General features: G+C 47.0%; 21 protein-coding genes. 8 read left to right on the top strand and 13 right to left on the bottom strand.

The annotated features are described in order from the left end of the window. Nucleotides 1–725: 725 nt before the first annotated feature. Nucleotides 726–1,937, bottom strand: a complete 1,212-nt coding sequence (gene tyrS, locus Q337_RS0114075; RefSeq protein ID WP_026472131.1) for a tyrosine--tRNA ligase — start codon at nt 1,935–1,937, stop codon at nt 726–728. A 73-nt stretch (nt 1,938–2,010) separates the two neighbouring features. On the opposite strand from tyrS, the gene Q337_RS0114070 reads away from it, so the two are divergent. Beyond that, on the top strand, nt 2,011–3,141 hold the full coding sequence (locus Q337_RS0114070; protein ID WP_026472130.1) for an anhydro-N-acetylmuramic acid kinase: 1,131 nt from the start codon (nt 2,011–2,013) through the stop codon (nt 3,139–3,141). Nucleotides 3,142–3,171: 30 nt separating this feature from the next. Further along, nucleotides 3,172–3,438, top strand: a complete 267-nt coding sequence (locus tag Q337_RS0114065) for a hypothetical protein (RefSeq protein ID WP_026472129.1) — start codon at nt 3,172–3,174, stop codon at nt 3,436–3,438. Between the two features lie 55 nt (nt 3,439–3,493). Here the strand turns inward: Q337_RS0114065 and Q337_RS0114060 are convergent, their stop codons facing one another. From Q337_RS0114060 to Q337_RS0114045, 4 genes are all read right to left on the bottom strand, one after another. Next, nucleotides 3,494–4,396 (bottom strand): metal-dependent hydrolase, encoded by a 903-nt coding sequence (locus Q337_RS0114060; RefSeq protein WP_026472128.1) that lies wholly within the window; start codon nt 4,394–4,396, stop codon nt 3,494–3,496. A 211-nt stretch (nt 4,397–4,607) separates the two neighbouring features. Next, nucleotides 4,608–4,943 carry an iron-sulfur cluster insertion protein ErpA gene (gene erpA, locus Q337_RS0114055; RefSeq protein ID WP_026472127.1) on the bottom strand — a complete coding sequence of 112 codons (336 nt, stop codon included), beginning with the start codon at nt 4,941–4,943 and terminating at the stop codon, nt 4,608–4,610. 131 nt (nt 4,944–5,074) lie between these two features. Next, on the bottom strand, nt 5,075–6,073 hold the full coding sequence (locus Q337_RS0114050) for a putative solute-binding protein (RefSeq protein WP_034280510.1): 999 nt from the start codon (nt 6,071–6,073) through the stop codon (nt 5,075–5,077). Between the two features lie 221 nt (nt 6,074–6,294). Beyond that, nucleotides 6,295–7,287 (bottom strand): putative solute-binding protein, encoded by a 993-nt coding sequence (locus Q337_RS0114045; protein WP_026472125.1) that lies wholly within the window; start codon nt 7,285–7,287, stop codon nt 6,295–6,297. Nucleotides 7,288–7,620: 333 nt separating this feature from the next. Between Q337_RS0114045 and Q337_RS0114040 the strand changes: the two genes are divergently transcribed. Beyond that, nucleotides 7,621–9,639, top strand: coding sequence for an ATP-binding cassette domain-containing protein (locus tag Q337_RS0114040; protein ID WP_026472124.1), 2,019 nt, complete (start codon nt 7,621–7,623; stop codon nt 9,637–9,639). Between the two features lie 92 nt (nt 9,640–9,731). Here the strand turns inward: Q337_RS0114040 and Q337_RS0114035 are convergent, their stop codons facing one another. From Q337_RS0114035 to dnaA, 5 genes are all read right to left on the bottom strand, one after another. Then, nucleotides 9,732–10,223 carry a CinA family protein gene (locus Q337_RS0114035; RefSeq protein ID WP_034280508.1) on the bottom strand — a complete coding sequence of 164 codons (492 nt, stop codon included), beginning with the start codon at nt 10,221–10,223 and terminating at the stop codon, nt 9,732–9,734. Nucleotides 10,224–10,415: 192 nt separating this feature from the next. Further along, nucleotides 10,416–12,923 (bottom strand): DNA topoisomerase (ATP-hydrolyzing) subunit B, encoded by a 2,508-nt coding sequence (gene gyrB, locus Q337_RS0114030; RefSeq protein WP_026472122.1) that lies wholly within the window; start codon nt 12,921–12,923, stop codon nt 10,416–10,418. 33 nt (nt 12,924–12,956) lie between these two features. Continuing rightward, nucleotides 12,957–14,078: a DNA replication/repair protein RecF gene (gene recF / locus Q337_RS17895; RefSeq protein ID WP_051526904.1), complete on the bottom strand. Its 1,122-nt coding sequence runs from the start codon at nt 14,076–14,078 to the stop codon at nt 12,957–12,959. Nucleotides 14,079–14,102: 24 nt separating this feature from the next. Continuing rightward, complete coding sequence (gene dnaN / locus Q337_RS0114020; protein ID WP_026472121.1) at nt 14,103–15,257, bottom strand: DNA polymerase III subunit beta; 1,155 nt, start codon at nt 15,255–15,257, stop codon at nt 14,103–14,105. Nucleotides 15,258–15,394: 137 nt separating this feature from the next. Further along, the gene (gene dnaA, locus Q337_RS0114015; RefSeq protein WP_026472120.1) at nt 15,395–16,780 is read right to left on the bottom strand and encodes a chromosomal replication initiator protein DnaA; all 1,386 of its coding nucleotides are present in this window, start codon (nt 16,778–16,780) and stop codon (nt 15,395–15,397) included. Nucleotides 16,781–17,603: 823 nt separating this feature from the next. Here dnaA and rpmH point away from each other — a divergent pair. The 5 genes from rpmH (at nt 17,604) to mnmE (ending at nt 21,680) form a co-directional block, all read left to right on the top strand. Continuing rightward, nucleotides 17,604–17,738, top strand: a complete 135-nt coding sequence (gene rpmH, locus Q337_RS0114005; RefSeq protein WP_026472118.1) for a 50S ribosomal protein L34 — start codon at nt 17,604–17,606, stop codon at nt 17,736–17,738. A gap of 38 nt (nt 17,739–17,776) precedes the next feature. Next, a complete protein-coding gene (rnpA, locus tag Q337_RS0114000; RefSeq protein ID WP_026472117.1) occupies nt 17,777–18,181 on the top strand; it encodes a ribonuclease P protein component in 405 nt (134 codons plus the stop codon). A gap of 11 nt (nt 18,182–18,192) precedes the next feature. Continuing rightward, nucleotides 18,193–18,489, top strand: a complete 297-nt coding sequence (gene yidD / locus Q337_RS0113995; RefSeq protein WP_026472116.1) for a membrane protein insertion efficiency factor YidD — start codon at nt 18,193–18,195, stop codon at nt 18,487–18,489. Nucleotides 18,490–18,525: 36 nt separating this feature from the next. Further along, nucleotides 18,526–20,223 (top strand): membrane protein insertase YidC, encoded by a 1,698-nt coding sequence (gene yidC, locus Q337_RS0113990; protein WP_026472115.1) that lies wholly within the window; start codon nt 18,526–18,528, stop codon nt 20,221–20,223. 104 nt (nt 20,224–20,327) lie between these two features. Continuing rightward, nucleotides 20,328–21,680, top strand: coding sequence for a tRNA uridine-5-carboxymethylaminomethyl(34) synthesis GTPase MnmE (mnmE, locus tag Q337_RS0113985; protein ID WP_026472114.1), 1,353 nt, complete (start codon nt 20,328–20,330; stop codon nt 21,678–21,680). A 125-nt stretch (nt 21,681–21,805) separates the two neighbouring features. On the opposite strand, the gene Q337_RS0113980 is transcribed toward mnmE, so the two are convergent. The 3 genes from Q337_RS0113980 to Q337_RS0113970 form a co-directional block, all read right to left on the bottom strand. Next, nucleotides 21,806–22,363: a DUF4142 domain-containing protein gene (locus Q337_RS0113980; RefSeq protein WP_034280502.1), complete on the bottom strand. Its 558-nt coding sequence runs from the start codon at nt 22,361–22,363 to the stop codon at nt 21,806–21,808. Between the two features lie 400 nt (nt 22,364–22,763). Continuing rightward, a complete protein-coding gene (locus tag Q337_RS0113975; protein ID WP_026472112.1) occupies nt 22,764–23,024 on the bottom strand; it encodes a GlsB/YeaQ/YmgE family stress response membrane protein in 261 nt (86 codons plus the stop codon). A 203-nt stretch (nt 23,025–23,227) separates the two neighbouring features. After that, the gene (locus Q337_RS0113970; RefSeq protein ID WP_026472111.1) at nt 23,228–24,574 is read right to left on the bottom strand and encodes an NCS2 family permease; all 1,347 of its coding nucleotides are present in this window, start codon (nt 24,572–24,574) and stop codon (nt 23,228–23,230) included. Between the last annotated feature and the right edge of the window lie 137 nt (nt 24,575–24,711).

Raw genomic sequence — 24,711 nt, 5'->3', positions numbered from 1 at the left:
ACTTGCATGTGTTAAGCCTGCCGCCAGCGTTCAATCTGAGCCATGATCAAACTCTTCAGTTTAATATCAATTGTGCCTTTAATCTAAGACACCAAATCTGGCTCATTAATCGAATACTTGCTAAAAATTCGCTCAAATAAACTTCGAGAAATTCTCACCAGTTCAAATCAATGATAATTTATCATCGCCAAAAACCAGTAAAAATCCACACAAGTTGTTCTTTACAATCTTTTAATGAATCAGCCCTTAATCTCTTAAGGGCCACAACACCTCGTCAGTGTTGCATCGTTCAGGTCGGCCATTCTACTCATTTCAAACCGCTTGTCAATCAGTTTTTAAATATTTTTTCGATCATCTCTACTTCAACTATTTAAATCATTTTACTGATTGATTTGGCTAGGTTTTTAGCTAACTCGCTGTTTAATAACAACTTATCGTTTCGCTTCATCATCGCCGTGGTGCGCATTATAGGGGGTTTAAAATGCTTTGCAACCCTTATTTTAAAATAATTGATTAGGCGTTTATGTTTTAAGCATTTTTCTGATATATGCTTAGTTTTTGGTCTATTTAAGCTTGGTTTCAAGCTTTTTATCATTCCGCATTGCAAAAAGAACTTTATTTAATCTTTCATTTATTGTGATTATTTTGGAAATTGAAAAACAGTGAATAAATGACTTTTAATAAAAAAGCGGCCTAATGTAGCCGCTTCTTGCAAATACTAGTAATTAGGCAACTACCTTAACGCGTGCAATGGCTTTTTTACCCGCCTGAATGATGACTTCATCCCCCTGCTTCAGGGTAAAACTGGCATCAATCACTTGCTGATCGACCTTGACTGCACCACGGCCTAAAGCATCCTTGGCTTGTGCCGCATTTTTGGTTAGACCGGCGCGTGACAATACACTAGTAATAAATAGCTGCTCCTGACCTTCCAGTGACAGTTCAACTTTATTGATGTCTTCCGGGATTTCGCCATCAACAATGCGATTGCCAGCACTCTTATGTGCATTGGCGGCAGCATCAGCATCATGGAAGCGTTCGACCAGTTCCAGTGCAATGATGCGTTTGATCTCCTGCGGATTGCGCCCTGTGGCCATTTCTTGCAGGTATTGCTTTACTTCCGACATTGGTTTAAAGCTGAGCAGTTCAAAATAGCGCTCAATCAGGCTATCCGGCATGGATAGGATTTTCTGGTAAATGGTACCGGGGGTATCAAACACGCCAATATAGTTGCCCAAGGATTTGGACATCTTTTGCACGCCATCCAGACCTTCCAGAATAGGTACAGTAATGCATACCTGTGGTTCCTGATCATAACGGCTTTGCAGGGTGCGGCCCATGAGCAGGTTAAAGGTTTGGTCGGTACCGCCTAGCTCGACATCGGCCTTGAGTGCTACTGAATCATAGCCTTGTACCAGCGGATACAGGAATTCATGAATGGCAATTGGCTGTTCTTCATTAAACCGCTTGTGGAAATCGTTACGTTCCATCATGCGTGATACCGTTTGCTGACTGGCCAGACGAATCATGTCAGCAGCAGTCATCTTGTCAAACCATTCGCTGTTAAACACCACTTTGGTTTTGACCGGATCAAGAATTTTAAAAACCTGTTCCTGATAGGTTTTGGCATTGGCCAGTACGTCTTCACGGGTTAACGGCGGACGCGTAGCACTTTTGCCCGTTGGATCGCCAATCATGCCAGTATAGTCGCCGATCAGAAAATACACCTCATGGCCGAGATCCTGAAAGGTTTTGAGCTTATTGATCAGCACGGTATGGCCCAAGTGCAAGTCAGGGGCTGTGGGATCAAAACCGGCTTTAATCCGCAGTGGACGGTTTTCTTTTAATTTTTTCAGCAAGTCTTCGCGGGAAATGATGTCGGCAGTGCCGCGCTCAATTAGCTCAAGTTGTTGCTCAGCAGGTAAAAATGTTGTCATGGCAAATCAAAAACAATAAAGTTGGCATTGCGCGATATACTAACTTTTTTTTGGGCGAATTGCAGGCTTTGATATGACAGCAATATATATAGGGATTATGTCGGGCACCAGCATGGATGGTATTGATCTGGTGGCTGCCTCATTTGATCCGCTGGTATTGCATGCTACCTTGACTGTTCCTTTCCCTGAAGAATTGCGTGATGAACTGATGGCCTTAAGCTCGCCCGGTGACAATGAAATTGAGCGCATGGGTCAGGCCGATGTGGCTTATGCCCGTCTGGTTGGACAAGCAGTGCTTCGATTGCTGGAAGAAAATAAGCTGGATTCATCAAAAATTATAGCCATTGGCAGTCATGGTCAAACGATTCGTCACCGGCCGCATTTGGGCTTTAGCCTGCAAATTGGCGATCCAAACTTAATTGGTGAAATCAGTGGAATTCCTGTGGTATCTGATTTTCGCCGCCGTGATCTGGCAGCAGGTGGTCAGGGTGCGCCATTGGTGCCTGCCTTTCATCAGGCCCTGTTTGGCGATGCCAGCATTAATCGTATTATTTTAAATCTGGGTGGAATTGCCAATATTAGTGTGCTGCCTGCAGGAAATCCGGCACATGTGTATGGCTATGACACTGGCCCGGCCAATGTGCTGATGGATGGCTGGTGCAAGCGGCATACCGGACAGAATTATGATCAGGATGGCGCCTGGGCTGCCAATGGCAACTCGATTCCAGCACTAATGGAAATTATGCAGCGGCATGATTACTTTGGTAAAAAGCCGCCAAAAAGTACCGGACGTGAAGACTTTAATATGGACTGGCTGGATAATCAGCTGGATGACTGGCGTAATCAGGCCGATTATGACCCCAATGATGACCATCCTGAAAATATTCAGGCTACCTTGCTCAAGCTTACTGTTCGGCCAATTAAAAAAGCCATTGCACGCTGCGGCCTGCCTGGCGGGGAGCTGTATGTTTGTGGTGGTGGAGCATACAATAAAACCCTGATGGAGCAGTTACGCTGGAAACTGGGCAAGCATGACTGGATTGTTGAAAGTACTGAGGCACTGGGCTTGTCACCCACCTGGGTTGAAGCCACCGCATTTGCCTGGCTGGCCAAACAGCGTATTGAACAGCAGCCGGGTAATTTGCCCGTCGTGACTGGTGCCAGTGGATTACGGATTTTAGGCACGCTAACAGGCTCAGTTTAGGTGCTAAATTGAGAAGCACTGGTTAAATTTATGTGGAAATGGTTATTACAACAACTTGATATTAGTGCCGAGCTGCCAAGATTTTCTATGCTGTATATGGGCTTGTCTGGGGTCGTGATGGGCATGGCTTTTGTCGGGCTGTATTTTCATTATGTACAGCAGGATAACCATTTGTTGGGCATTGCCATTATTCTCACCTTGCTCATGTCATTGTATGAACGCTACTGGATTAAAGCGCATAAAAGTGCCAACCTGACATTGCTATCTGCCGTGATTTACAGCCTGCTTATGTTATAAACAGGCGTTTTCACTCAAGCTTTACTATTTAAAATTTTAAAATTAAATTCCGGATTTAAGCAGCCGTCAGTGCGGCAGGTGAGCGATTGAGATAATCCAGTGCCTGCTGGGTATTGCCTTCGTGCACTGGATGGAAACTGGGTAGCAACCAGCGCAAACTGGCTTTAAGCAAATAGCTAAAGCGCGGCACATGATCGGTTTTACGACCCGTTTTTTCCATGGCCCATAACATTTGCAGTGCATTATAGCGCGCATACTGTTTGGCATCGGCATCCTCACGGCAAATTGCGCGCAGGCCATCTGCCCAGACTTTGACTAATATTGGCAATACAATCGCCATGAGTGCCTGTCGGCTCAGATAAAAGCCAAACTCATTTTCAAACAAATGGGCAAACAGGTCAAACGCTACACTACGATGTTCAACTTCTTCCGCCAGATGCCAGCGAAACAGGTCAGCCATCACGGGATCAGCGGCATCCAGACTGGTGTTGTCCAGCGACCACTGGCCTGCCACGCCGGTAAAATGTTCAATTGCAGCGACTACCCCAATACGGGTGAGCAGCCATAATTTTTCAGTGGCTTTAAATTGCAGTGCCTTTATACCTGCCGGTGCTTCACCCAGTAAAACCTCAAACAAATAATGCATGCGGCGGTTATAGGCCTCTACATTAATCTGATGGGCTTTAAAATACTGTAAGGCATGCTGATGGGTACGCCCATGCACGGCTTCCTGGCGGATAAAGCCCAGCACATCCTGTTTCAGTTGCTCATCCTTAATATAAGGCAGCGCCTTATTATAGACCCGGCAAAACCAGAACTCACCGGCTGGCAATACCAGATGGGCCACATTTAAAAAATGGGTAGAAAAGGCATCATTGGGAATCCAGTGCTTGGGAACCCCTGAAAAGTCAAACTGAACCTTACGTGCTTTAAGCTGATGATGGGCAAATGCGATCATGGGCTTTGTCCTGCTGCAACAATCAATACTGTCACTACTATAAAAAATTGCAGTCCAGGCAAACCAGCGCTATTGAGGACATTGACACGCCTTGTTGTCCTTTAATGATAAAACAGGCGATAAACCCTATAAACAAAGGCAAATCCATAAAAAAAGCGCCCTGATTTAGGACGCTTTTTCATTATATTAATAGGCGTATTGCAGTACTAGCTCATATGGAAAATGAGGAACCACAGCCACAGGTAGTGGTGGCATTTGGATTTTTTACAATAAACCGCGACCCTTCCAGTCCTTCCAGATAGTCCACTTCCGAACCCACCAGATACGGATAGCTTAATGAATCCACCAGCATGGCAACGTCACCATTTTCAAATCTGGCATCATCATCATTGGCTGCTTCTGCAAAGCTAAAGCCATAGGAAAAACCTGAACAACCGCCACCCGTCACATAAACGCGTAGCATTAAGTCGTCGCCACCTTCCCCTTCGCGCAATTGACGAACCTTGTTCGCTGCACGATCTGTCAATACCAAAGCAGGAGCGTTCATGCCTGTCTCCAAAAACATAAAATCCGGGCCAGTACACTGGCAATATCAGGTTGCTACTGTAGCACAACCCAAACTATAAATTGGGTTGTGCTGCTGCCTTTTCAAGCATTTTTGCAACAGGATAACCGATTTTACTCGTCTTTGAGCGCACATTCAAAGCTGGATGGTTCAGCCTGACAGCGCGCACGCTTGAGGAACGACATCATTTTCTTGTTATAAATGCCTTCTTTGGTTAAGGCAATCCGCGATTCACGCATCAGTTTCACATAGCCAATCTTGTCATTGGCTGGAATGTCCATCCAGTACTTGGCTGGTACTTCTTTTTCCATTTTGCCCAACATGCCAAAGGCACGCGGTAACTGGCCAGCAATCCACTCACGGGATTTTTGTCCGTAGCCCGCCGGGAACTTATCCTTGCGAATAATCACGTTACCGGTGACCTGCAATAATGGGAAACGCACAATCGCGCCCTTGGTTCCCAGACCCTTGTATAATTCCATGGGTTTATAGGCAACAATCGGTGCGCCAATAATATCAACCTGACCATTGTTAAACTTGCCACCAAAGTTGGTGACATCGCTGGATACCGGCTGTGCACCAATCTGCTGAACCATTTTGGCCTGTGCCTTGTCATAGTCCAATACGGCAATTTTTTTGCCGGCTGCCTTGGCAATAGTATTTAAGTTGCGGTCATTAACAAACAAATAGGCTGCACCAACGGGGATTACACCAGCCACTTCATACGGTCCACTCACCATATCGGCGGCCAATTGGGGCTTGGCCAGTAACTGCATGACATTTACAGCCAGTTTCAAGTCAGGCAGTGCGCCAATGGCATCAATTGAACCGGTAAAGCTATTGAACTGGCGGCCACGCATGCCACTAATGGCAGCACCATCACACTTGCCGGCTTTGAAGTCTTCTGCCGCCACGCGCTCATCGGTATAGGCTTTAAGCTGAACATCAGCACCCCAGCCTTTGGCAGCCAGTGCATAATCTTTCATTAACGCATAGACATCACCAGCAGTGCCTACCAGATCAAATACGCAAAAAGTTTGTTTGGCCTGAACCTGACTGGATGCCATGGCAATAACACCCGCCATTACTCCGAATTTTAACTGTTGTAACATAATTTTTATGTCCTCATGTCCTGTTGGGGATGGTACTGCTTTTCCAAGCAGCTTTAACAGTGCTAGGTATAGTCGCTTCCGTTGCGTTTAACAATAATCTTTTGGCAGTTTTTCCTGTCACTACGGTCAATAAAAAACCCGACCTAAGCCGGGTTTTCTATTACTTTCCAGGATAGCAAATATTTATAACATCAGCGATCAAGGCAGCTTATTGTCGAGAATTACTCGTCTTTCAGTGCACATTCAAAGCTGGATGGCTCAACCTGGCAACGCGCACGTTTTAGCAGGCTCATCATGCTCTTGTTGTACAGGCCTTCTTTGGTTAAGGCAATGCGTGATTCGCGCATCAGCTTCACATAGCCTACTTTGTCATTGGCTGGAATGTCCATCCAGTACTTGGCAGGAATAGCAGCTTCAGTTTTGTTAATTAGAGAGGTCATGCGTGGAAGCTGGCTAGCAATCCAGGTACGGGATTTTTGACCAAAACCAGCCGGGAACTTGTCCTTACGAATGATCACGTTGCCAGTAACCTGCAGAATCGGGAAGCGTACAATCGCACCTTTAGAACCCAGACCTTTATGCAGTTCCAGTGGCTTGAATGCCATGGCTGGTGCGCCAATGATATCAACCTGACCATTGTTAAACTTGCTACCAAAGTTGGTAATATCAGCAGAAACAGGCTGTGCACCAATTTGCTGAACCATTTTGGCCTGTGCCTTGTCATAGTCCAGTACTGCAACTTTTTTACCGGCTGCTTTTGCAATGGTATTGATGCTACGGTCATTCACCATCAGGTAAGCTGTACCCAATGGCACTACACCTGAAACTTCATAATTACCATTAACCATGTTGCTGGCCAGTTTTGGGCTTGCCATTAACTGCATGACGCTTTGCGCAACCTTGCTGCTTGAAATCGCGCCAATCGCATCAATTGAACCGGTAAAGGTATTGAACTGACGTCCACGCATGCCCGTTAAGCTAACAGCATCACATTTGCCGGCTTTAAAGTCTTCTGCCGCCACGCGCTCATCGGTATAGGCTTTAAGCTGAACATCAGCACCCCAGCCTTTAGCAGCCAGCGCATAATCTTTCATTAGGGTGTAGGTATCACCGGCGGTACCCAGCAAGTCAAACACACAAACGGTTTGTGCCTGAGCAGTATGGGACAGGGTGAAAACAGACGCAGCCGTCATGGCCAAAGCAATTTTTTTCATCTTTAACTTCCTAGCAGAAAATTTCAGCTATGCTTGTAGGGTGAAATTGGACATCATCCAAGTTGATATATTCTATCGGACAATTGTGTGAAACAATAGAGTATTTACTCCAATTTGCTCCACCATTTTTTGTTTTTTTACGTGTGGTTTATATTATTTGTTAATGGATTGTCTGTTAATAAAACGGGCTAAGTATTCATCCTGCTTTCATGATGATGCTACCATGAACCCACTATGAAGTCATGTCACACGAATTCTAAGGCTTAGCCTAGCACAAGTTAAGTAGTATTTAGACTATAATTTGCCTTTCCTTTACATTGCTCCGGATGCGTCATGATTCAGCTTCAAAATTTTGCTATTCGCCGTGGTGGCCGCCTGCTGTTTGAAAATGCCACCATGCAATTGCATCATGGCTGGAAAATTGGGTTGACCGGCGTGAATGGTGCAGGTAAATCCACCCTGTTTGCGGCCTTATTGGGTTCTATTCAGGGTGATGTCGGCAGCTTATCCCGGCCTGCAGGCTGGATTGTGGCGCACATGGCGCAGGAAGTTGAAAGTCAGGAAACCTCAGCCATTGATTTTGTATTGTCTGGTGATGAGGAGTGGTGGGATATTCACCAGCAGCTGGAACATCAGGCTGACCAGCTGGATATGGATACCCTGACCCAGCTGTATGGCCGCTTTGATGAAATTCATGGTTATACCGCGCCTGCCAGAGCAGCACAAATGATGGCAGGACTGGGCTTTCTGGAAAACCAGATCAGGTTACCTGTATCGAGTTTTTCCGGTGGCTGGCGCATGCGCCTAAATCTGGCGCGTACCCTGATGAGCCGCTCCGACCTGCTATTGCTGGATGAGCCGACCAACCATTTGGATCTGGATGCGGTATTGTGGCTGGAAGACTGGCTTAAAGCCTACGAAGGTACACTGGTACTCATTTCGCATGACCGTGATTTTCTGGACGGCATTGTTGATCATATTATTCATATTGAAAATGCCCAGGTAACGCTTTATACCGGCAATTATTCCACCTTTGAACAAACCCGCGCTGAACGGCTGTCCCAGCAGCAACAGGCTTTTGAAAAACAGGAAGCCACCCGCGCACACCTGCAAAAATACATTGACCGCTTTAAGGCACAAGCTACCAAGGCGCGACAGGCGCAAAGTCGTATCAAACAACTGGAGCGTATGCAAAAACTGGCGCCTGCGCATGTGGATACGCCATTTACCTTTAGCTTCCGTGAACCGACCCGTATGAGTTCACCCCTATTGCGGCTAGATCATGTGGATGCGGGTTATGCCAGCAAACTAATTCTGAAAACGATTAACCTGCAAATTACACCCGATAGCCGTATTGGTTTGCTGGGCATGAATGGCGCGGGTAAATCCACTTTAATTAAAACACTAGCGGGTACACTGGCGCCTTTAACAGGTGAACGTGCTGCCAGTGAATTGCTCAATCTGGGCTATTTTGCTCAGCACCAGATGGACGCGCTGGATGGTGATGCCTCACCTATGCTGCAACTGGCACGTCTGGCTGGCCGGCAAATATCCGAAGCCACTTTGCGTGCTTTTTTAGGCAGCTTTGGTTTTAGTGGTGAGCGCATGGATACGCCCTGTGAAAGTTTTTCTGGTGGCGAGCGTGCCCGTTTGGCGCTAGCACTGATTGTCTGGCAAAAACCCAATGTATTAATTCTGGATGAACCCACCAACCATCTGGACTTGGACATGCGCCATGCGCTCACCATGGCCTTGCAGGATTTTGAAGGTGCCGTAGTGCTGGTGTCGCATGAACGCCAGCTGATTGCCAGTGTATGTGATGAACTGATGCTGGTGCATGATGGCAAGTGTGAAGCCTTTGATGGCGATCTGGTGGATTATGCCAACTGGTTACGTCAGGCGCGCATTGAAATGGAAAAACAGCAAAAAGCCCTAACGCAAAAAACTAACGATCAAAAAACATCATCGATTCCTGCTGAAAAACCTGCGGTTGTAGCAGCGCCTGTTCAGGTGTTAACCCAGCCTGCCCCTTCTGTGTCATCTGCTGCTAATACAGGTTTAAGCAAGGAAGAATCTCGTAAAGAAGCTGCACGGCGCCGTGAGGCCACTCGGCCGTTACGGGATAAAATTGAAAAGCATGAAAAGCAGCAGCAAAAAGTTCATCTTCGGTTAACTGAAATTGAAAATTTGCTGGCCGATGAATCCTTATATTTGCCTGAGCAAAAGACTGTATTACTAAAATTGATGACTGAACAAACCGAGTTAAAGGCCACGCTGGAACACAGTGAAAATGAAACGCTGGAACTCATGCTTGAGCTAGAAGAGATGCAACAAGGGTTTAATCAAGCGTAGATTTTATTTTTAAAAATTAAAAACCATCTGTTCCACGTGGAACAGATGGTTTATTTTTCTTTGCAATAACAATGGTTGAACGTATTTACCTTTTAAGCTGCATGTTGCTGTTTTAGGTATTGCATCACCAGTTGGGCAATCCGGTCTATGGCCTGTAAAATAATTTCTTCGGCCGAACCCTGAAACACTTCACGGTGATTATAGGATTGCTCCCGAATAATGATATGAAAAAACATGGTGCCCACTGGCTTTTGTGGGGTTTCACTACCGCCCGCTGAAGCCAAACCTGTCACACCAACAATAATATCCGCATCAAAAAACTGCTTCAGGTTTTTAGCAATGGCTTCAGTTACTTCGGCGGATTCAGGCGTGAACTGATCAATTAATTCCTTGGGAACTTTTAGCAAATCCTGCTTGATACAGGCATCGTAACAAACCAGACTGCCCAACAGGCACTTTCCCGCATGATTGGTCAAAGAAAATTCTGCGGCTAAACGCCCGGCTGTGGCACTTTCCACAAAAGCAATTTTTAGTTTCTGCTCTGCCAAAAGCTGAGCACATTGTGCAACATGCTGAGACGACATATTCATCCATTCCAGTTACTTTCCTTCTGTCGAAGTTAGCATGGATATTCTTGCGTCGGCGTTATGTTTTGGTTGAGGTTTATTATCGTGGTGCAGTGTTTATTTTCCGTTTTTTACTATGGCGTATCCAGCTTTCACCTATAAAAAAGCTGCAACCTGTGCAGCTTTTTTATAAGGAACTAACTCAAAACATTAAATGTCCAGATTGGTTACTGTCAGGGCATTTTCTTCAATAAATGCACGGCGTGGTTCCACGTCATCCCCCATCAGGCAGCTAAACATGTGATCGGCATTGATGGCATCATCAATCGTCACTTGCAGCATGCGGCGATTTTCCGGATCCATTGTGGTTTCCCACAGTTGTTCAGCATTCATCTCGCCTAGTCCTTTATAACGCTGGATCATCAGGCCACGACGGGAATCCTGCATAATCTGGTTCCACAGGTGATGGAAGCTACCAATGGGAATCTGTTTGTCGCCACGCTGCATATAAGCCCCTTCTTCCAGCAAGTGCAGCCAGCTTTGGCTGCTATTGATCAGACGGGCATATTCTGTAGACTGCAATAGCGCAGTTTCTAGCAAATAATGCTGTGGCAGGTTATGCACATACACTGTCAGACGCGGCCAGTAAAGGGTTCTGGCCACTCCTTCGGGTGTTTCACTGCTAAAACTTTCCAGACTAAATTCAGGTAACAGGCTTGGCTGAATCTGATTGATTTTCTCAACCAGTTGACCAGCCCAATGCGTGACATAAGCCTGGTCTACTGCTTGTTCCACGTGGAACATCGGCACTTGCAGCAAACCTTGCAATAGACTGGCCGGATAACGCTGACCTAATCTGTCCATGGTTTTCTGGGTAGTCTGGTAATCAGCAATCAGCTTTTCCAGTGCACTACCATTAATGGCAGGCGTATCCGGACTGACATGTAATTTCAGCTCATCCAGTGCACTCGACACCAGATATTGTTCCAGGGCTTCACCATCTTTGAGATACTGTTCCTGCTTGCCTTTCTTGATTTTATACAAAGGGGGCTGGGCAATATAAATATAACCGCGCTCCAGCAACTCAGGCATTTGACGGAAAAAGAAGGTTAGCAACAGGGTACGAATGTGAGAACCATCCACGTCGGCATCAGTCATCAGGATGATCTTGTGATAACGCAATTTGTCCGGGTTGTATTCTTCGCGGCCAATGCCACAGCCCAACGCAGTAATGAGTGTGCCAACTTCCTGACTGGAAATCATGCGGTCGAAGCGCGCCCGCTCCACGTTCAGGATTTTACCTTTTAGCGGTAAAATAGCCTGCATCTTGCGGTTACGGCCTTGCTTGGCACTACCACCCGCAGAGTCCCCTTCCACAATATACAGTTCGGACAATGCCGGGTCTTTTTCCTGACAGTCCGCCAGCTTGCCGGGCAAACCTGCAATATCCAGTGCACTCTTGCGGCGGGTCATTTCACGGGCTTTACGGGCTGCATCACGGGCACGCGCTGCATCAATGATCTTGCCAACAATGGTTTTGGCTACATTGGGCTTTTCCAGCAGGAAAGTTGAAAACTCACGGCTCATGGAGGATTCCACCGCAGGTTTTACTTCACTGGATACCAGCTTTTCCTTGGTCTGGCTGGAAAACTTGGGATCAGGCACTTTTACTGAAACAATGGCAGTTAACCCTTCGCGGGCATCATCACCAGTGACATTTACCTTTTCCTTCTTCAGCAGGTTTTCACTTTCCATATAAGTGTTCAGACAGCGGGTTAACGCTGCACGAAAGCCAGCCAGATGCGTACCGCCATCTTTTTGTGGAATGTTATTGGTAAAGCAATACACACTTTCCTGATAGGAATCGTTCCACTGCAAGGCCACTTCCACCCCAATGCCATTATCTGCCTGCACGGTAAAATGGAATATTTCATTGAGTGGATGCTTGCCTTCATTAATGTATTTGACAAATTCAGACAGGCCGCCTTCATAGTCAAACACATGCTCAACATTGGCCCGTTCATCTTTGAGGACAATACGCACGCCAGCATTTAGGAATGACAATTCACGCAGGCGACGTGCCAGAATATCAACTGAAAAAATAGTCTGGGTAAACGTATCACTACTGGGCCAGAAGCGTAATGTCGTACCTGTTGTGCTGGCTTCACCAGCGACACGTAGCGGATAATCCGGCACGCCATGGCTGTATGATTGCTCATATAGCTGGCCATTACGGCGAATATTCAAGGTCAGCTTGCTGGACAGGGCATTAACCACCGACACCCCTACCCCATGCAAACCACCGGAAACCTTGTAGCTGTTGTCATCAAACTTGCCACCAGCATGCAGGATGGTCATGATGACTTCAGCAGCGGATACACCTTCTTCCGGATGGATATCCACCGGAATGCCACGGCCATTGTCACTGACGCTCACGGATTCATCGGAATGAATGATGACCTTGATTTCGTCACAGTGACCGGCCAATGCTTCATCAATGGCATTATCCACCACTTCAAACACCATGTGGTGCAAGCCAGTGCCGTCATCAGTATCACCAATATACATGCCAGGACGCTTACGAACTGCATCCAGACCGCGCAGCACCTTAATGCTGGAAGAATCATACGCCTTAGGAGTGTCTTGCTGTTGCAGCGAATCTTGTACTGAATCTGGTGATGTTTCGGTCACTGACTGGGTCTGGGAATCAGAACTCATGTTGTCTCCCTGATGATTCATATTTAAAAATGCTTAATTCAAATGAGATGGCACGTCATCGCCAGAAAATGGCTGGGACTGAACCTGACCGTTGCTGACTTCAAAAACAGCCGCCGGTGTGCTCAGGATTTCCTGCATTTTCTGTACCGCACTGCCATTGAGGGTAGTTATAAAGACTTGACTGTTTAAGCCGGCCAAGGTGGACAATAATCGTCCCTGGGCAGTGTCATCCAGCTCGGCACTAAAATCGTCTAATAATACCACAGTTTCCTTGTTCAAGTCTTGCAGCAGATGTATTTGCGACAGCTTTAATGCCACCATCAGCAGCTTTTTCTGGCCACGGGACAGTACCTCATCAGCAAGGCCTAAGGACGTTTTTAACCGCAAGTCTGCGCGATGTGGCCCATGCTGCGTGGTAGCTCGATCCATGTCCCTGCTACGGTGCTGCACCAGACTGGCAGCTAGTCCCTGCTCACTGTCAAACCCTGCCGTATAGGTCAAACTAATTTCAATTTGTGGTAGTAACTGCTGGCGGTAATGCTCAAATAAGGGCTGCCATTGCAGTATGACTTTTTCACGCAGGCCATCAATCAGCTCGCCGTATTCAGCCAGCCCATGCTCCCAGCTTTGAATACTTTGCAGCCAGAGTTTCTGATCACTGAGCGGATGCTTCAGCAAATTATTTCGCTGCTTTAACGCACGTTGATAACGCAGCCATAAGCCGTGAAACTCATGTTCCACGTGGAACATCAGCCAGTCCAGTAACTGACGGCGTGGCTTGGAACCCGTATCCAGCAAGCTAATGGTATCCGGGTCAATCAGCTGGATTGGAAGTAGTTTGGCCAGCTCACTTTGTGTGGCGACCGTATCACCATTAAGCCGGATAATTTGTTCGCCAGATACAAACTTTTGCAGGCCTAACCGGTAGTGAGTCGATTCAGCGTAAACTAGCCCGTCGAGCTCACTGTGCTGAATATATTGCTTAACCAGATTGGTGCGGAATGAACGGCCAGTGGCCAAAATATGAATGGCTTCCAGAATTGATGACTTGCCACTGCCATTAGCACCATAAAAAATATTAAAGGGCTGAAGCTGGGCCAGCTCCACCCCTTTTAAATTACGGATACGCTCAATATGCAGGCGCTGTAAATGCATGGCAAATGGCCAGAATGAACAGGATTAAACCCGCATTGGCATCACAACATACAGGCTGCTGCTAGTGGTCGGGTCTTGTACCAAAGCCGAAGCATTGGCCTCTGACAAGGTGAGCTGTACCTGATCACTGCTTAGTACTCCGATTACATCCAGCAGATACTGGGCATTAAAGGACATCTCTAAGCTATCCCCTTCATAGGAAATGGCCATGTCTTCAACTGCCTCATCCTGCTCGGGATTATTGGCCCGGAGTTGCAGTTCATTGTTTTTAAACACCAGAAATACACCACGTAATTTTTCATTACTTAAAATCGCAACACGCTGCAAAGACTGGCGGAATTGATCATGGTTAATGAGTACAATCTTGTTGCCATGCCGAGGCAGCACACGACGGTAATCCGGAAACTTGCCATCAATCAGCTTGGTGGTAAAACGAACAACAATCTCGTTGTCCTTTTCCTTATCCTTGCTGTTTAAGGTAATGCTGACATTCATCAGCTCGCGGCCAATAATCAAGGTTAAGGGCTGCTCATCCATCGAGAGCAGGCGCTGTAGCTCACCCACAGCCTTGCGTGGCACAATGGCTTGCAGCGTTTGCTGGCCTTCAAAAATAGCGGAGGTTTCAGATAGTGCCAGACGATGGCCGTCTGTAGTCACAGCACGCAGTTGCCCCTCGCCGGCTTCAATCAGTGTTCCGGTTAGGTAAAAGCGCACATCCTGCACAGCCATGGCAAAGGCGGTTTTATCCAGCAGCTTTTTCAGTTCACTTTGCGCTACCTGTACAGACTCACCAGCCACCACGCCATTGCTAGCCAGCAAGGGGTAATCTTCTGCTGGTAGTGTCCCTAGTACAAACCGGCTATTTCCCGACTTTAAAATGCAGCGCTGGTCATCAGTCACTTGCAGGTCAATCAGCGCAGCATTAGGCAGGGATTTACAGATATCTACCAGCTTGCGCGCAGGCACGGTAGTTTCTCCTGCCTGCAGACAGGCACCATTGGCAAGCTGGGCACTGGCCACCAGTTCAACTTCCAGATCAGAACCCGTTACCGTGAGTTGCTGCTCGGTAACCTGTAACTTGATATTGGACAAAATACTTAAGGTATGACGACGCTCTACCGCCCCAACCACATGAGATAAGACATTTAATAACAAGTCTTTACTGATTTTCAGGCGCACGCTGCATTCCTCTTGAGATCATACATTTCAACACCGCATGCTTATTAACGCATGGTAATTTGATTTAATGCGGATTGAAATTAAAACAATAATGATTACAGACGCAATCATAAAAATAATAGTGTTTATTGTGCCAGTTAACTCTGCAATAAGCGCAATAAATTTTGATAATCTTCGTTAAAGGCTGGATCTGACTGACACAGCTCCCGAACCTTGTCACAGGCATGCATCACGGTGCTGTGATCGCGTCCACCAAAGGCTTCACCAATATCGGGAAAGCTGTCATTGGTTAGTTCACGCGCCAGTCCCATGGCAATCTGACGTGGCCGTGCATAAATCCGGGTACGCTTGGGGCCAATCAGCTCTTTCAAGGGAATCCGGAAAAATTCGCTGACCACGCGCTGGATATTGTCAATGCTCATGGTACGGGCACGTATCGCCAGCACATCCTTTAGGGATTCACGCACCACTTCAAGGTCAATGGTCGTGCCCTTAAAGCGTGAAATGGCAACAACTTTATTTAAGGCACCTTCCAGTTCACGCACATTGGCCACCACCTGCTGGGCAATAAATAATGCACAGTTGCGTGGTAACTCAATGCCATTGCTTTCGGCTTTCTTGAGCAAGATTTCAATACGGGTTTCCAGATCCGGCGGCTCTACCCCAACGGATAGTCCCCATGAAAAACGCGATACCAGACGTGGGTCTAGTTCAGTCAATTCCTTCGGATAGCGGTCTGACGTCAGGATAATCTGCTTGGATTCATCCAGTAAAGCATTGAAAGTATGAAAAAATTCAACCAGACTGGCTTTACCGGTCAGCAAGTGAATATCGTCAACCAATAACAAGTCCAGTGAACGACAATTTTGCTTGAACTCATCAATCTTGCCGCGCTGCAAGGCACTGACAAAATCCTGAACAAAATTTTCTGAGGTCATGTAAATGACCCGCGCATTTGGTTTGGCCTGTAGCAAGGCATTGCCGACTGCATGCATGAGGTGAGTCTTACCCAGACCGGTAGGCCCATATAAAAACAGTGGATTGTGTTGTGATTCCCCCAACTGGGTCAGGACCCGGCGGCAGGTTTCAGCGGCCATCTGGTTAGAACGGCCTTCAACAAACAAGGCAAAAGTAAATTGCGGATTTAGCTGGCGTTTTTTCTGAGCTGGTGGATTTTTACTGCTATCGGCTTCTACCGCGACCTTGCGCTCCCGCCCTACCCCATTCATGGCTTCAGCAGTAGGCGCTGCACTGGCAGGCTCAGCAGCCTGGGAAATAATTTCACCGGGCCGCGAATCAACCTGGATATGCACTTCGGAAATACGCCCGGCACTGGCCTTATTCACCAGATGACGGATCTGGTCCAGATGATGTTCCTGTATATAGCGGGTCCAGTAATGATTGGGCGCAAGCAACACCAGCGCATTGTCACGTTCTTCAGCATGAAGCGGACGAATCCACATCGTGAATACATTATCCGACAACTCATGCCGCAGTGTATTCAGACATTCTGCCCAGATCATGACACCCCCAAACAATGATGAACAATAAAAAAATGAACTAACGATAACCAGCGCTAATCAACTACGGCATATCTCATGCATATCCGGGATTTTATCAATGCTCACTTCCTGATGAGGACAGCATTCTAACCAACTTATCAACATCTGTCATGGCGTCCATACCCTGTGCTTGCTGCTTTCTTGAACATTAAATTCATTTTTTACGAATTTAAATTTAAAAATGCCTGTGGAAAACTTTTTGGATAAACTTGTGGATAAAATAATACCCAAAGTTATCCACAAATCATACACAAATCTCAATTCCTTTTATCCACAAGCTAACTTAATGTTTAAATTAAAAAATAAGCTGGTTTCCACAGAAAAACACGCTCCTAATAATAATAAAGATGAATTTAATAAATTTAAATTTAAATTATGTTTATGGTTTTATGGGGATAACTTGGATTCTCTGTTATGAATTCAAAGTTGAAAAATTCAGGCTTAAACATAATTATTCCTAGCATGGACGTAAATATAGTAAGCTTGTGGATAACTTTCAACAATAAGTTAAATTATTGAGATTATACTATTGTTATTTAAAGATTTAATTTTTAATAATTAATTGTGAATAATTTTGTGGATAACACGGCAAGGGCTTAAAATTATATATTTATTTAAAAAATGATCAAATATATCATGCGGTTATTTAAATAAATAATTTGAATGCTTGTTTGGCTGCTCCGGCATTAGCACAAAAAAAAGGCATCAAACAAGGGCTTTTGTTTGACACAGCGAGCAGAGGTCAATAAAATCGCGTTCTTTTTGTCAGCTTTGAGTTTTCATCATGAAACGTACTTTCCAACCCAGCGTGATCAAGCGTAAGCGTGTCCATGGTTTCCGTGCCCGTATGGCTACCAAGAATGGTCGTCAGGTGCTGGCGCGTCGTCGTGCAAAAGGCCGTCATCGTTTAACCGTATAAGCAGTTAAACGTGCAAAGACGCGTGCGCGTCGGGTAATATGACATCGTTTGCATTTCAGCCAGAATGCAGGCTACTGACAGCTGCTGATTTTAAGGCAGTGTTTGACTGTGCCATGTATAAAGTCCATCAATCTGGTTTTTTGGTATTGGCAATCCGGCGCAATGCTGAATCTTCTCAAAGCCGTATCGGCATTGTGGTGGCCAAACGAAAAATCAAGCGCGCACATGAGCGTAACCGCTTTAAACGGTTGACCCGAGAAAGTTTCCGGCTGCACCAGCAACAGCTACCTGCACTTGATATTATTGTGATGGCAAAGCAAGGCGCCGATCACATTGACAACCCGCAATTGCATCAGGAATTGCAAAATGCCTGGCGCATGCTACATACCCGGGTTAAAAAACAGCAGCTGATCCAGCAGCCAATTTCTCCTCCAGTCACGTAAAGGGCAGGCCAATGGCTGGTTTTTTACGCTGGTTGATCCGATGTTATCAAATTGCCATCAGTCCACTGCTTGGACCCCGATGCCGCTATATCCCTACCTGTTCCCAATATGCCCTTGAGGCAGTTGCCCTGCATGGGGCAGGCCATGGCGGCTGGCTGGCTTTCAAGCGGGTCTGTCGCTGCCATCCGTGGGGCGGGCAGGGCTATGATCCGGTGCCTTCGATCCGACAGCCGATGCGCCAATTTATATCGTTTCAGCCGCTTGATGCAAAGCAGGTAAAATCTGGTATTCCGTTTCGGCAATGCTAGGTGTTTCAGACAGCTTTATTTTTTGGGGTAAGCACTATGCAACAGTGGGGCAGAATTGCAATTCTGGCAGCCATGTTTGTGACCGCGTATTTAATTATCTTGGCGTGGCAAAAGGACTATGGTCCAAACGCTCAGGTAAACCAGCCACCAGCAGCCATTGCAGCAAAAGCAGGATCAACAGCAGATGTTCCCAGTGCAACCCGTACTGGCACAGCTACCGATATTCCCTCAACGACGCCGGTAAATGCCGCAAACCCTGCTGTGGCGAATGTTGCTGCCAGCAGTAATCTGATTGAAGTGACAACTGACGTTTACCATTTGTGGATTAATCCCAAGGGTGGGGACGTTGTGCGTGCTGAATTGCTTCAGCATGACCTGAACAAGAATCAGGACAACAAGCCGTTTGTCATGCTGGAAAACGATGCCAGCCGGGTTTATATCGCCCAGTCCGGCTTGATTGGCACTAATGGCCCGGATAATGCCAATGGACGTGCCAGTTTTGAAACCGAAAGCAAGCAGTACAAGCTGCTGCCTGGCCAAAAAACACTGGTGGTGCCACTGGTCTATCAGGCCAGCAACGGTGTTGAAATTATCAAGAATTTTACCTTTAAGGCCGGTGAATATCCGATTGGGATAAGCTACCGGATTATTAACCGTGGCAGCCAGCCATGGCAGGGCCAGATGTTTGGCCAGATCAAGCGTGACAGCAGTGCTGATCCCAGCAAGAGCCATCAGGGTATTTTCCAGCTGGGAACTTATCTGGGTGGTGCGTGGGGAACGCCAGACGAGCAGTATAACAAGCTCAAGTTTGATGACTTCCAGAGTGATGGCTTAAGCCAGCAGGCCAAAGGCGGTTGGGTTGGCGTGGTTCAGCATTACTTTGTCACTGCCTGGATTCCAGATGCCAAGTACAATGCCACGCTGGAATCACGCAAGGTTGGCAATGACAATGTGATTGGTTTCCGTACCCCGCTGATTAATGTTCCGGCTGGCAAGCAAATGGACGTTAGTGCCACGCTGTATACCGGTCCCAAGGTACAAGCCAAGCTCAAGGATTTGGCACCAGGTCTGAATCAGACAGTGGATTATGGCTGGTTGTGGCCCATTGCCCAGATCCTGTTTATGGGACTGAAATTCTTCTACAGTATTGTAGGCAACTGGGGTTGGGCCATTATCCTGCTAACCTGTGCCGTTAAACTGGTACTGTTTCCGCTATCAGCCAAAAGTTACCGCTCCATGGCCAAAATGCGGGTGATTGCACCGGAAATGCAGCGCTTAAAAGAAGAGCATGGCGAAGACCGCATGAAGTTTTCGCAGGAAATGATGGCACTGTACAAAAAAGAGCAGGTTAATCCATTGTCCGGTTGCTTGCCTTTATTGCTACAAATGCCGATTTTCCTGGCGCTGTACTGGGTGCTGATGGAAAGCGTGGAACTGCGTCATGCCCCGTGGCTGGGCTGGATTCAGGATTTGTCTGCCATGGACCCGCTGTTCATTTTGCCGCTGATCATGGGTGTTACCATGTATGTGCAGCAAATGCTCAACCCGCAGCCGACTGATCCGATGCAGGCCAAGGTGTTCAAGCTTATGCCCATTATCTTTACCGTGTTCCTGCTGTTTTTCCCGTCAGGACTGGTACTGTACTGGATTTGCAATAACCTGCTGACCATTCTTCAGCAGTGGCTGGTTAATCGTTCGATTGCCAGGGAAGCAGCAGCCAAAGCCACCAGCTAAATGCTGCTATGTGTTTTTAAAAACCGCCTGAAGTGATACGCTTGGGCGGTTTTTTTATGCCAGCTGTTAAACCATTTATTCGCCTGTTTACCTGAGGTGCGATTATGACGCTAACCACCACGATTACTGCAATTGCCACGCCTCAGGGACGCGGCGGTGTTGGTGTTATCCGCCTGTCAGGCCCCAATGCTTTTACCATTGCTGAGGCTTTAACAGCAAAGCCGCTGCCGGCACCGCGTATGGCCGGATTTCGCCAGTTTAAGGACGCACAGGGTGAGGTGATTGATGAAGGCTTGATTCTGTGCTTTAAAGCCCCCCATTCGTTCACTGGTGAGGATGTGGTTGAAGTACAGGGACATGGCGGGGTGGTGGTGCAAAATGCGGTACTGGCGCGCTTATTGAGTTTGGGTGCTGTGGCAGCCAAGGCAGGTGAATTTTCGCTGCGTGCCTTTGAAAATGGCAAAATGGATCTGGTGCAGGCAGAAGCCATTAGTGACCTGATTGATGCCAGTAGTGAAGCGGCTGCCCGTTCGGCCGTGCGTTCCCTGCAAGGTGCTTTTTCGCTGCGGGTGAATGAAGTTCTGGAGCAACTCATTCATTTACGCCTGCATGTGGAAGCTGCCATTGATTTTCCCGAAGAGGAAATTGATTTTCTGGCGGATGGCCGGATTTTAAGCCTGCTGGAGCAAGTACAGGGGGCAGTAAGCCAGGTCCAAAAATCGGCCAAACAGGGACAGTTATTGCGTGAGGGCTTGCAGGTGGTGATTGCAGGCAAGCCCAATGCCGGAAAATCCAGCCTGCTGAATGCCTTGGCCGGGGTTGATCGCGCTATTGTCACCGACATTGCCGGCACCACCCGTGATGTGTTGCATGAAAGAATTACCTTGAATGGCCTGCCCATTACCCTGACCGATACTGCTGGCTTGCGTGAAACCGGTGATATTGTGGAGCAGGAAGGCATCAAGCGCGCTTATAGGGAAATTGAACAGGCTGACCTGTTGTTATTGGTCTATGACCTGACCACTGATAATGATCCACTGGCACTGGCCGATGGATTTTTTCACCAGCGTGATCCTAAGCGATTATTGCTGATTGCCAACAAGGCTGATCTGGCGGGACAAACCCCGCATCAGGATGAGTTAAATGGCTTTAAGCGCATTATATTATCGGCACGGCAAGGTGATGGCCTTAATACGCTCATACAGGCGATTAGCGCGCATGCAGGCTATCAGCCCGAGGAAAGTACCTTTATTGCCCGGACACGGCATCTGGACGCAATGGTGCGCTGCCAGCAACATCTGGCTGATGCTCGTGTTCAGCTGGTTGAATTTCACGCCGGGGAACTGATGGCAGAATCTTTGCGTCTGGCGCAAAATGCATTAAGTGAGATTACCGGTGAATTTAGTGCAGATGATTTGCTGGGCAAGATTTTTGGCAGTTTTTGTATTGGCAAATAAAGCTAAGCCCGTGCCCTGAGAAAAGCAAAACTGACAGAACAGGACGCAAAACTTAGGGCTTGGATAGCTATAAAATTGTGCTGACCATTGGCCAGCACAATCATCAGATCTAAGAATAATTGGAATTATTTAAGCGAATCACTGAGTTGCTCAGCCATTTGCAAATGCATGGCAACAGCAGCACGGGTCATGGTCAGGTGATTACGCAGATCAGGATGCTGTGCATTGGGAATCAGTTTCTTATCGATGGTTTCCAGAACCATTTTATGCACTTTTACCTGACTTTCCATATAGGTTTTATCAAAGTCCTTGGCGTCTGCCTTGTTTAGCTTCATCACCACGTCGTCACTGTCTTTTTGCAGCTTCATGCTCAAATGATTGTTCTGTGGTGCCATATTGGCACTGGTCAGCAGCGCTTTGCCTTTCTGGTCATTGTCAGTATGTTCACTCACCATGCGCTGGGCAAAGTTTCTAACATCAGCACGCTGGGCTTTTTGTAATGCAATTTGACCCTGGGAAATTTCGCCCATATTAGCTGTATGCAGAACGGATAAAATCTGAGCATCACTCATTTTGGCTTTCATCATATGCATGCCGTCACCATCATGCATTCCATCCATGCTTTGACAGCCAGTCATGGCAACCAGTACACCCAGCAATGCTCCAGTAGCAATATTTTTCATAACCTTTCCTCTATTTGCTATATACACGTGTAAAACTAAAGACTAGGGCATGAAAATAAATAATTTGTAAGATTTTAACTCACGTTTTAAAGGGGTTAGGTGAAGAATTGGCAATTAATGTAGCGTTATATAACAATTTCTGCTTTAAATAACAGTGTATTAAATTAAGTTAACAATCATTGAACTAAATAGACCTGAGCTGCAAAAACCAGTCGTGCAAATAAAAATTTAACGCCTTATTAATAGATAGGTTTACTTCAATAAAGACTTTAATCTTTAAATTTATAAGCTCAATAAAGCCTTTTAGTCATGCAAGCCTGATTACTTGTAGAGAAAATCAAAGTCAGGTTCTCGCAGCTTTAATGATCAGACCTACATGACTTTTAAACGCATGGAAATACTAAACCTGATGACGTTTACGCATCACCAGATTATAAATAAACAGCACTACTACTGCACCGATCACTGACATGATAAATCCGGCTGCTTCACCATCGGCATACCAGCCCAAGCCGCGTCCCAGATAAGTGGCTACTAGAGAGCCAATAATGCCAAGCACAGTCGTTACAATAAAGCCGGCCTTGTCATCGCCTGGATGAATGGCCCGTGCAATCAGCCCGGCAAAAAAACCAATAATAATGGCACCAATCAGTGAAAACATGGTTGTCTCCTTAATTTATGATTTCCAGTTAATTAAGAAATACCATGTGACCAAAAACAATCAAAAGGGCTTTGGTGGACTTTGGGTGAAGGATTGTAGTTATTGTTACGATTGGATTTTTTAGTTTCTGGTATAAAAAACCGTGCGCCAAAATTACCGATTGGCAAATTTAACGCACGGTGGAACAGGGACAGGCCAGATAATTAAATTGCCCAGCCACCGATATAAAACGCGGCCAGGATAATGGCAATGGTGACGGTGCCGATATTCAGCTTGCGCCATTCGCCAGCAAACAGGCGACCAATCACCAGCGCACTAAAGCCCAGCATGATGCCAGTCACAATATTGCAGGTGAGCACGATAAACACTGCACAAATCAGGCCGGACATGGCCCCAACAAAGTCGGCAAAATTGATCTTGCTCACGTTGCTGAGCATCAGCAGACCTACATACATGAGCGCAGGTGCGGTGGCGTATTCAGGCACCAGATAGGCCAGTGGCGATAAAAACAGGATCAGCAGGAACAACAGGCCTACCACAATGGCAGTCAGGCCGGTTTTGCCCCCTGCGGCAGTGCCAGCAGCAGATTCAATATACACGGCAGCAGGGGCTGTACCGAGTAAACCAGAGGCAATGCTGCTCACGGAATCTGAGGTCAGCGCACGCTTGCCATTAATAATTTGCCCGTCCTGATCAATCAGGTTGGCTTGCCCTGCCACCGCACGAATGGTGCCCGTGGCATCAAAAATGGCCGTCATCACCAGTGCAAACACTGTGGGCAGAATTTTTGGGTCCAGTGCGCCCACAATATCCAGACTAAACAGCAGTGAATGACCCGTAGTGTCGGTCAGGCTGGGCATGGCAAACAGGCCCTGAAACTTCACCGCTGGATCAAAAATCAGGCCTAAAATGGAAATGGCAATGATCACCAGCAAAATTGCGCCCGGGACTTTCAGGCGCTCAAGGCCGATGGTGACAGCAAGCCCCAACAGCGCCATGAGCACAGGAAACGAGGTCAACTGGCCCAGACTAATTGGCAGGCCTTCATTGGGATTCTTGATAATCAAGCCAACACCGCTGGCTGCAATTAAAAACAAAAACAGGCCAATGCCCACGCCAATACCATGGGCAATATCCATTGGCAGATTTTTTAAAATCCAGGTGCGAATACCCGTCACTGAAATCAGGGTAAACAAAATACCCATTAAAAATACCGCACCCAGCGCCACTGGAATACTCACCTGCTGGCCCAGCACCAGACTAAAAGCAGTAAATGCGGTGAGTGAAATGGCGCAGCCAATTGCCATCGGCACATTGGCCCAAAAGCCAATCAGCAGGGAGCCAAAACCAGCAACCAGACAAGTGGCAACAAACACCAGTTCCGGCGGAAAACCGGCCTTGGCCAGCATGCCTGGCACCACAATGACCGAGTACACCATGGCCAGAAAGGTGGTAAGACCAGCAATAATTTCCTGCCGGACATTGCTGCCGCGTGCACTGATGCCAAAAAAGCCATCAAGCCCGCGTGGGTTGGAGTGAGGGGCAGTCATAAAGTTCCTCTTCGCAGCGCCATCGCGCCGATGTTCTGACAAATACAATTTCTGATGGTTCACCCTGCACCAATCAATGCCGGTTTTTTTGGTTAAACCATGCCAATGATACACGTCCGCATCACTGTTTTGCGCGG

Source organism: Alkanindiges illinoisensis DSM 15370, assembly GCF_000619845.1.
GTDB classification, from domain to species: domain Bacteria; phylum Pseudomonadota; class Gammaproteobacteria; order Pseudomonadales; family Moraxellaceae; genus Alkanindiges; species Alkanindiges illinoisensis.
Note: the sequence above shows the minus strand (reverse complement) of the source record. Positions and strands in the feature narration are given on the sequence as shown.

Coding starts and splice junctions, on each gene's coding strand:
- rnpA (WP_026472117.1), top strand. CDS start 17,777: ATGACATCGTTTGCATTTCAGCCAGAATGCAGGCTACTGACAGCTGCT.
- erpA (WP_026472127.1), bottom strand. CDS start 4,943: ATGAACGCTCCTGCTTTGGTATTGACAGATCGTGCAGCGAACAAGGTT.
- Q337_RS0114060 (WP_026472128.1), bottom strand. CDS start 4,396: ATGATCGCATTTGCCCATCATCAGCTTAAAGCACGTAAGGTTCAGTTT.
- Q337_RS0114065 (WP_026472129.1), top strand. CDS start 3,172: ATGTGGAAATGGTTATTACAACAACTTGATATTAGTGCCGAGCTGCCA.
- Q337_RS0114050 (WP_034280510.1), bottom strand. CDS start 6,073: ATGTTACAACAGTTAAAATTCGGAGTAATGGCGGGTGTTATTGCCATG.
- mnmE (WP_026472114.1), top strand. CDS start 20,328: ATGACGCTAACCACCACGATTACTGCAATTGCCACGCCTCAGGGACGC.
- Q337_RS0113975 (WP_026472112.1), bottom strand. CDS start 23,024: ATGTTTTCACTGATTGGTGCCATTATTATTGGTTTTTTTGCCGGGCTG.
- rpmH (WP_026472118.1), top strand. CDS start 17,604: ATGAAACGTACTTTCCAACCCAGCGTGATCAAGCGTAAGCGTGTCCAT.
- yidD (WP_026472116.1), top strand. CDS start 18,193: ATGGCTGGTTTTTTACGCTGGTTGATCCGATGTTATCAAATTGCCATC.
- recF (WP_051526904.1), bottom strand. CDS start 14,078: ATGCATTTACAGCGCCTGCATATTGAGCGTATCCGTAATTTAAAAGGG.
- Q337_RS0113980 (WP_034280502.1), bottom strand. CDS start 22,363: ATGAAAAATATTGCTACTGGAGCATTGCTGGGTGTACTGGTTGCCATG.
- Q337_RS0114040 (WP_026472124.1), top strand. CDS start 7,621: ATGATTCAGCTTCAAAATTTTGCTATTCGCCGTGGTGGCCGCCTGCTG.
- Q337_RS0113970 (WP_026472111.1), bottom strand. CDS start 24,574: ATGACTGCCCCTCACTCCAACCCACGCGGGCTTGATGGCTTTTTTGGC.
- yidC (WP_026472115.1), top strand. CDS start 18,526: ATGCAACAGTGGGGCAGAATTGCAATTCTGGCAGCCATGTTTGTGACC.
- tyrS (WP_026472131.1), bottom strand. CDS start 1,937: ATGACAACATTTTTACCTGCTGAGCAACAACTTGAGCTAATTGAGCGC.
- dnaA (WP_026472120.1), bottom strand. CDS start 16,780: ATGATCTGGGCAGAATGTCTGAATACACTGCGGCATGAGTTGTCGGAT.
- Q337_RS0114070 (WP_026472130.1), top strand. CDS start 2,011: ATGACAGCAATATATATAGGGATTATGTCGGGCACCAGCATGGATGGT.
- gyrB (WP_026472122.1), bottom strand. CDS start 12,923: ATGAGTTCTGATTCCCAGACCCAGTCAGTGACCGAAACATCACCAGAT.
- Q337_RS0114035 (WP_034280508.1), bottom strand. CDS start 10,223: ATGTCGTCTCAGCATGTTGCACAATGTGCTCAGCTTTTGGCAGAGCAG.
- Q337_RS0114045 (WP_026472125.1), bottom strand. CDS start 7,287: ATGAAAAAAATTGCTTTGGCCATGACGGCTGCGTCTGTTTTCACCCTG.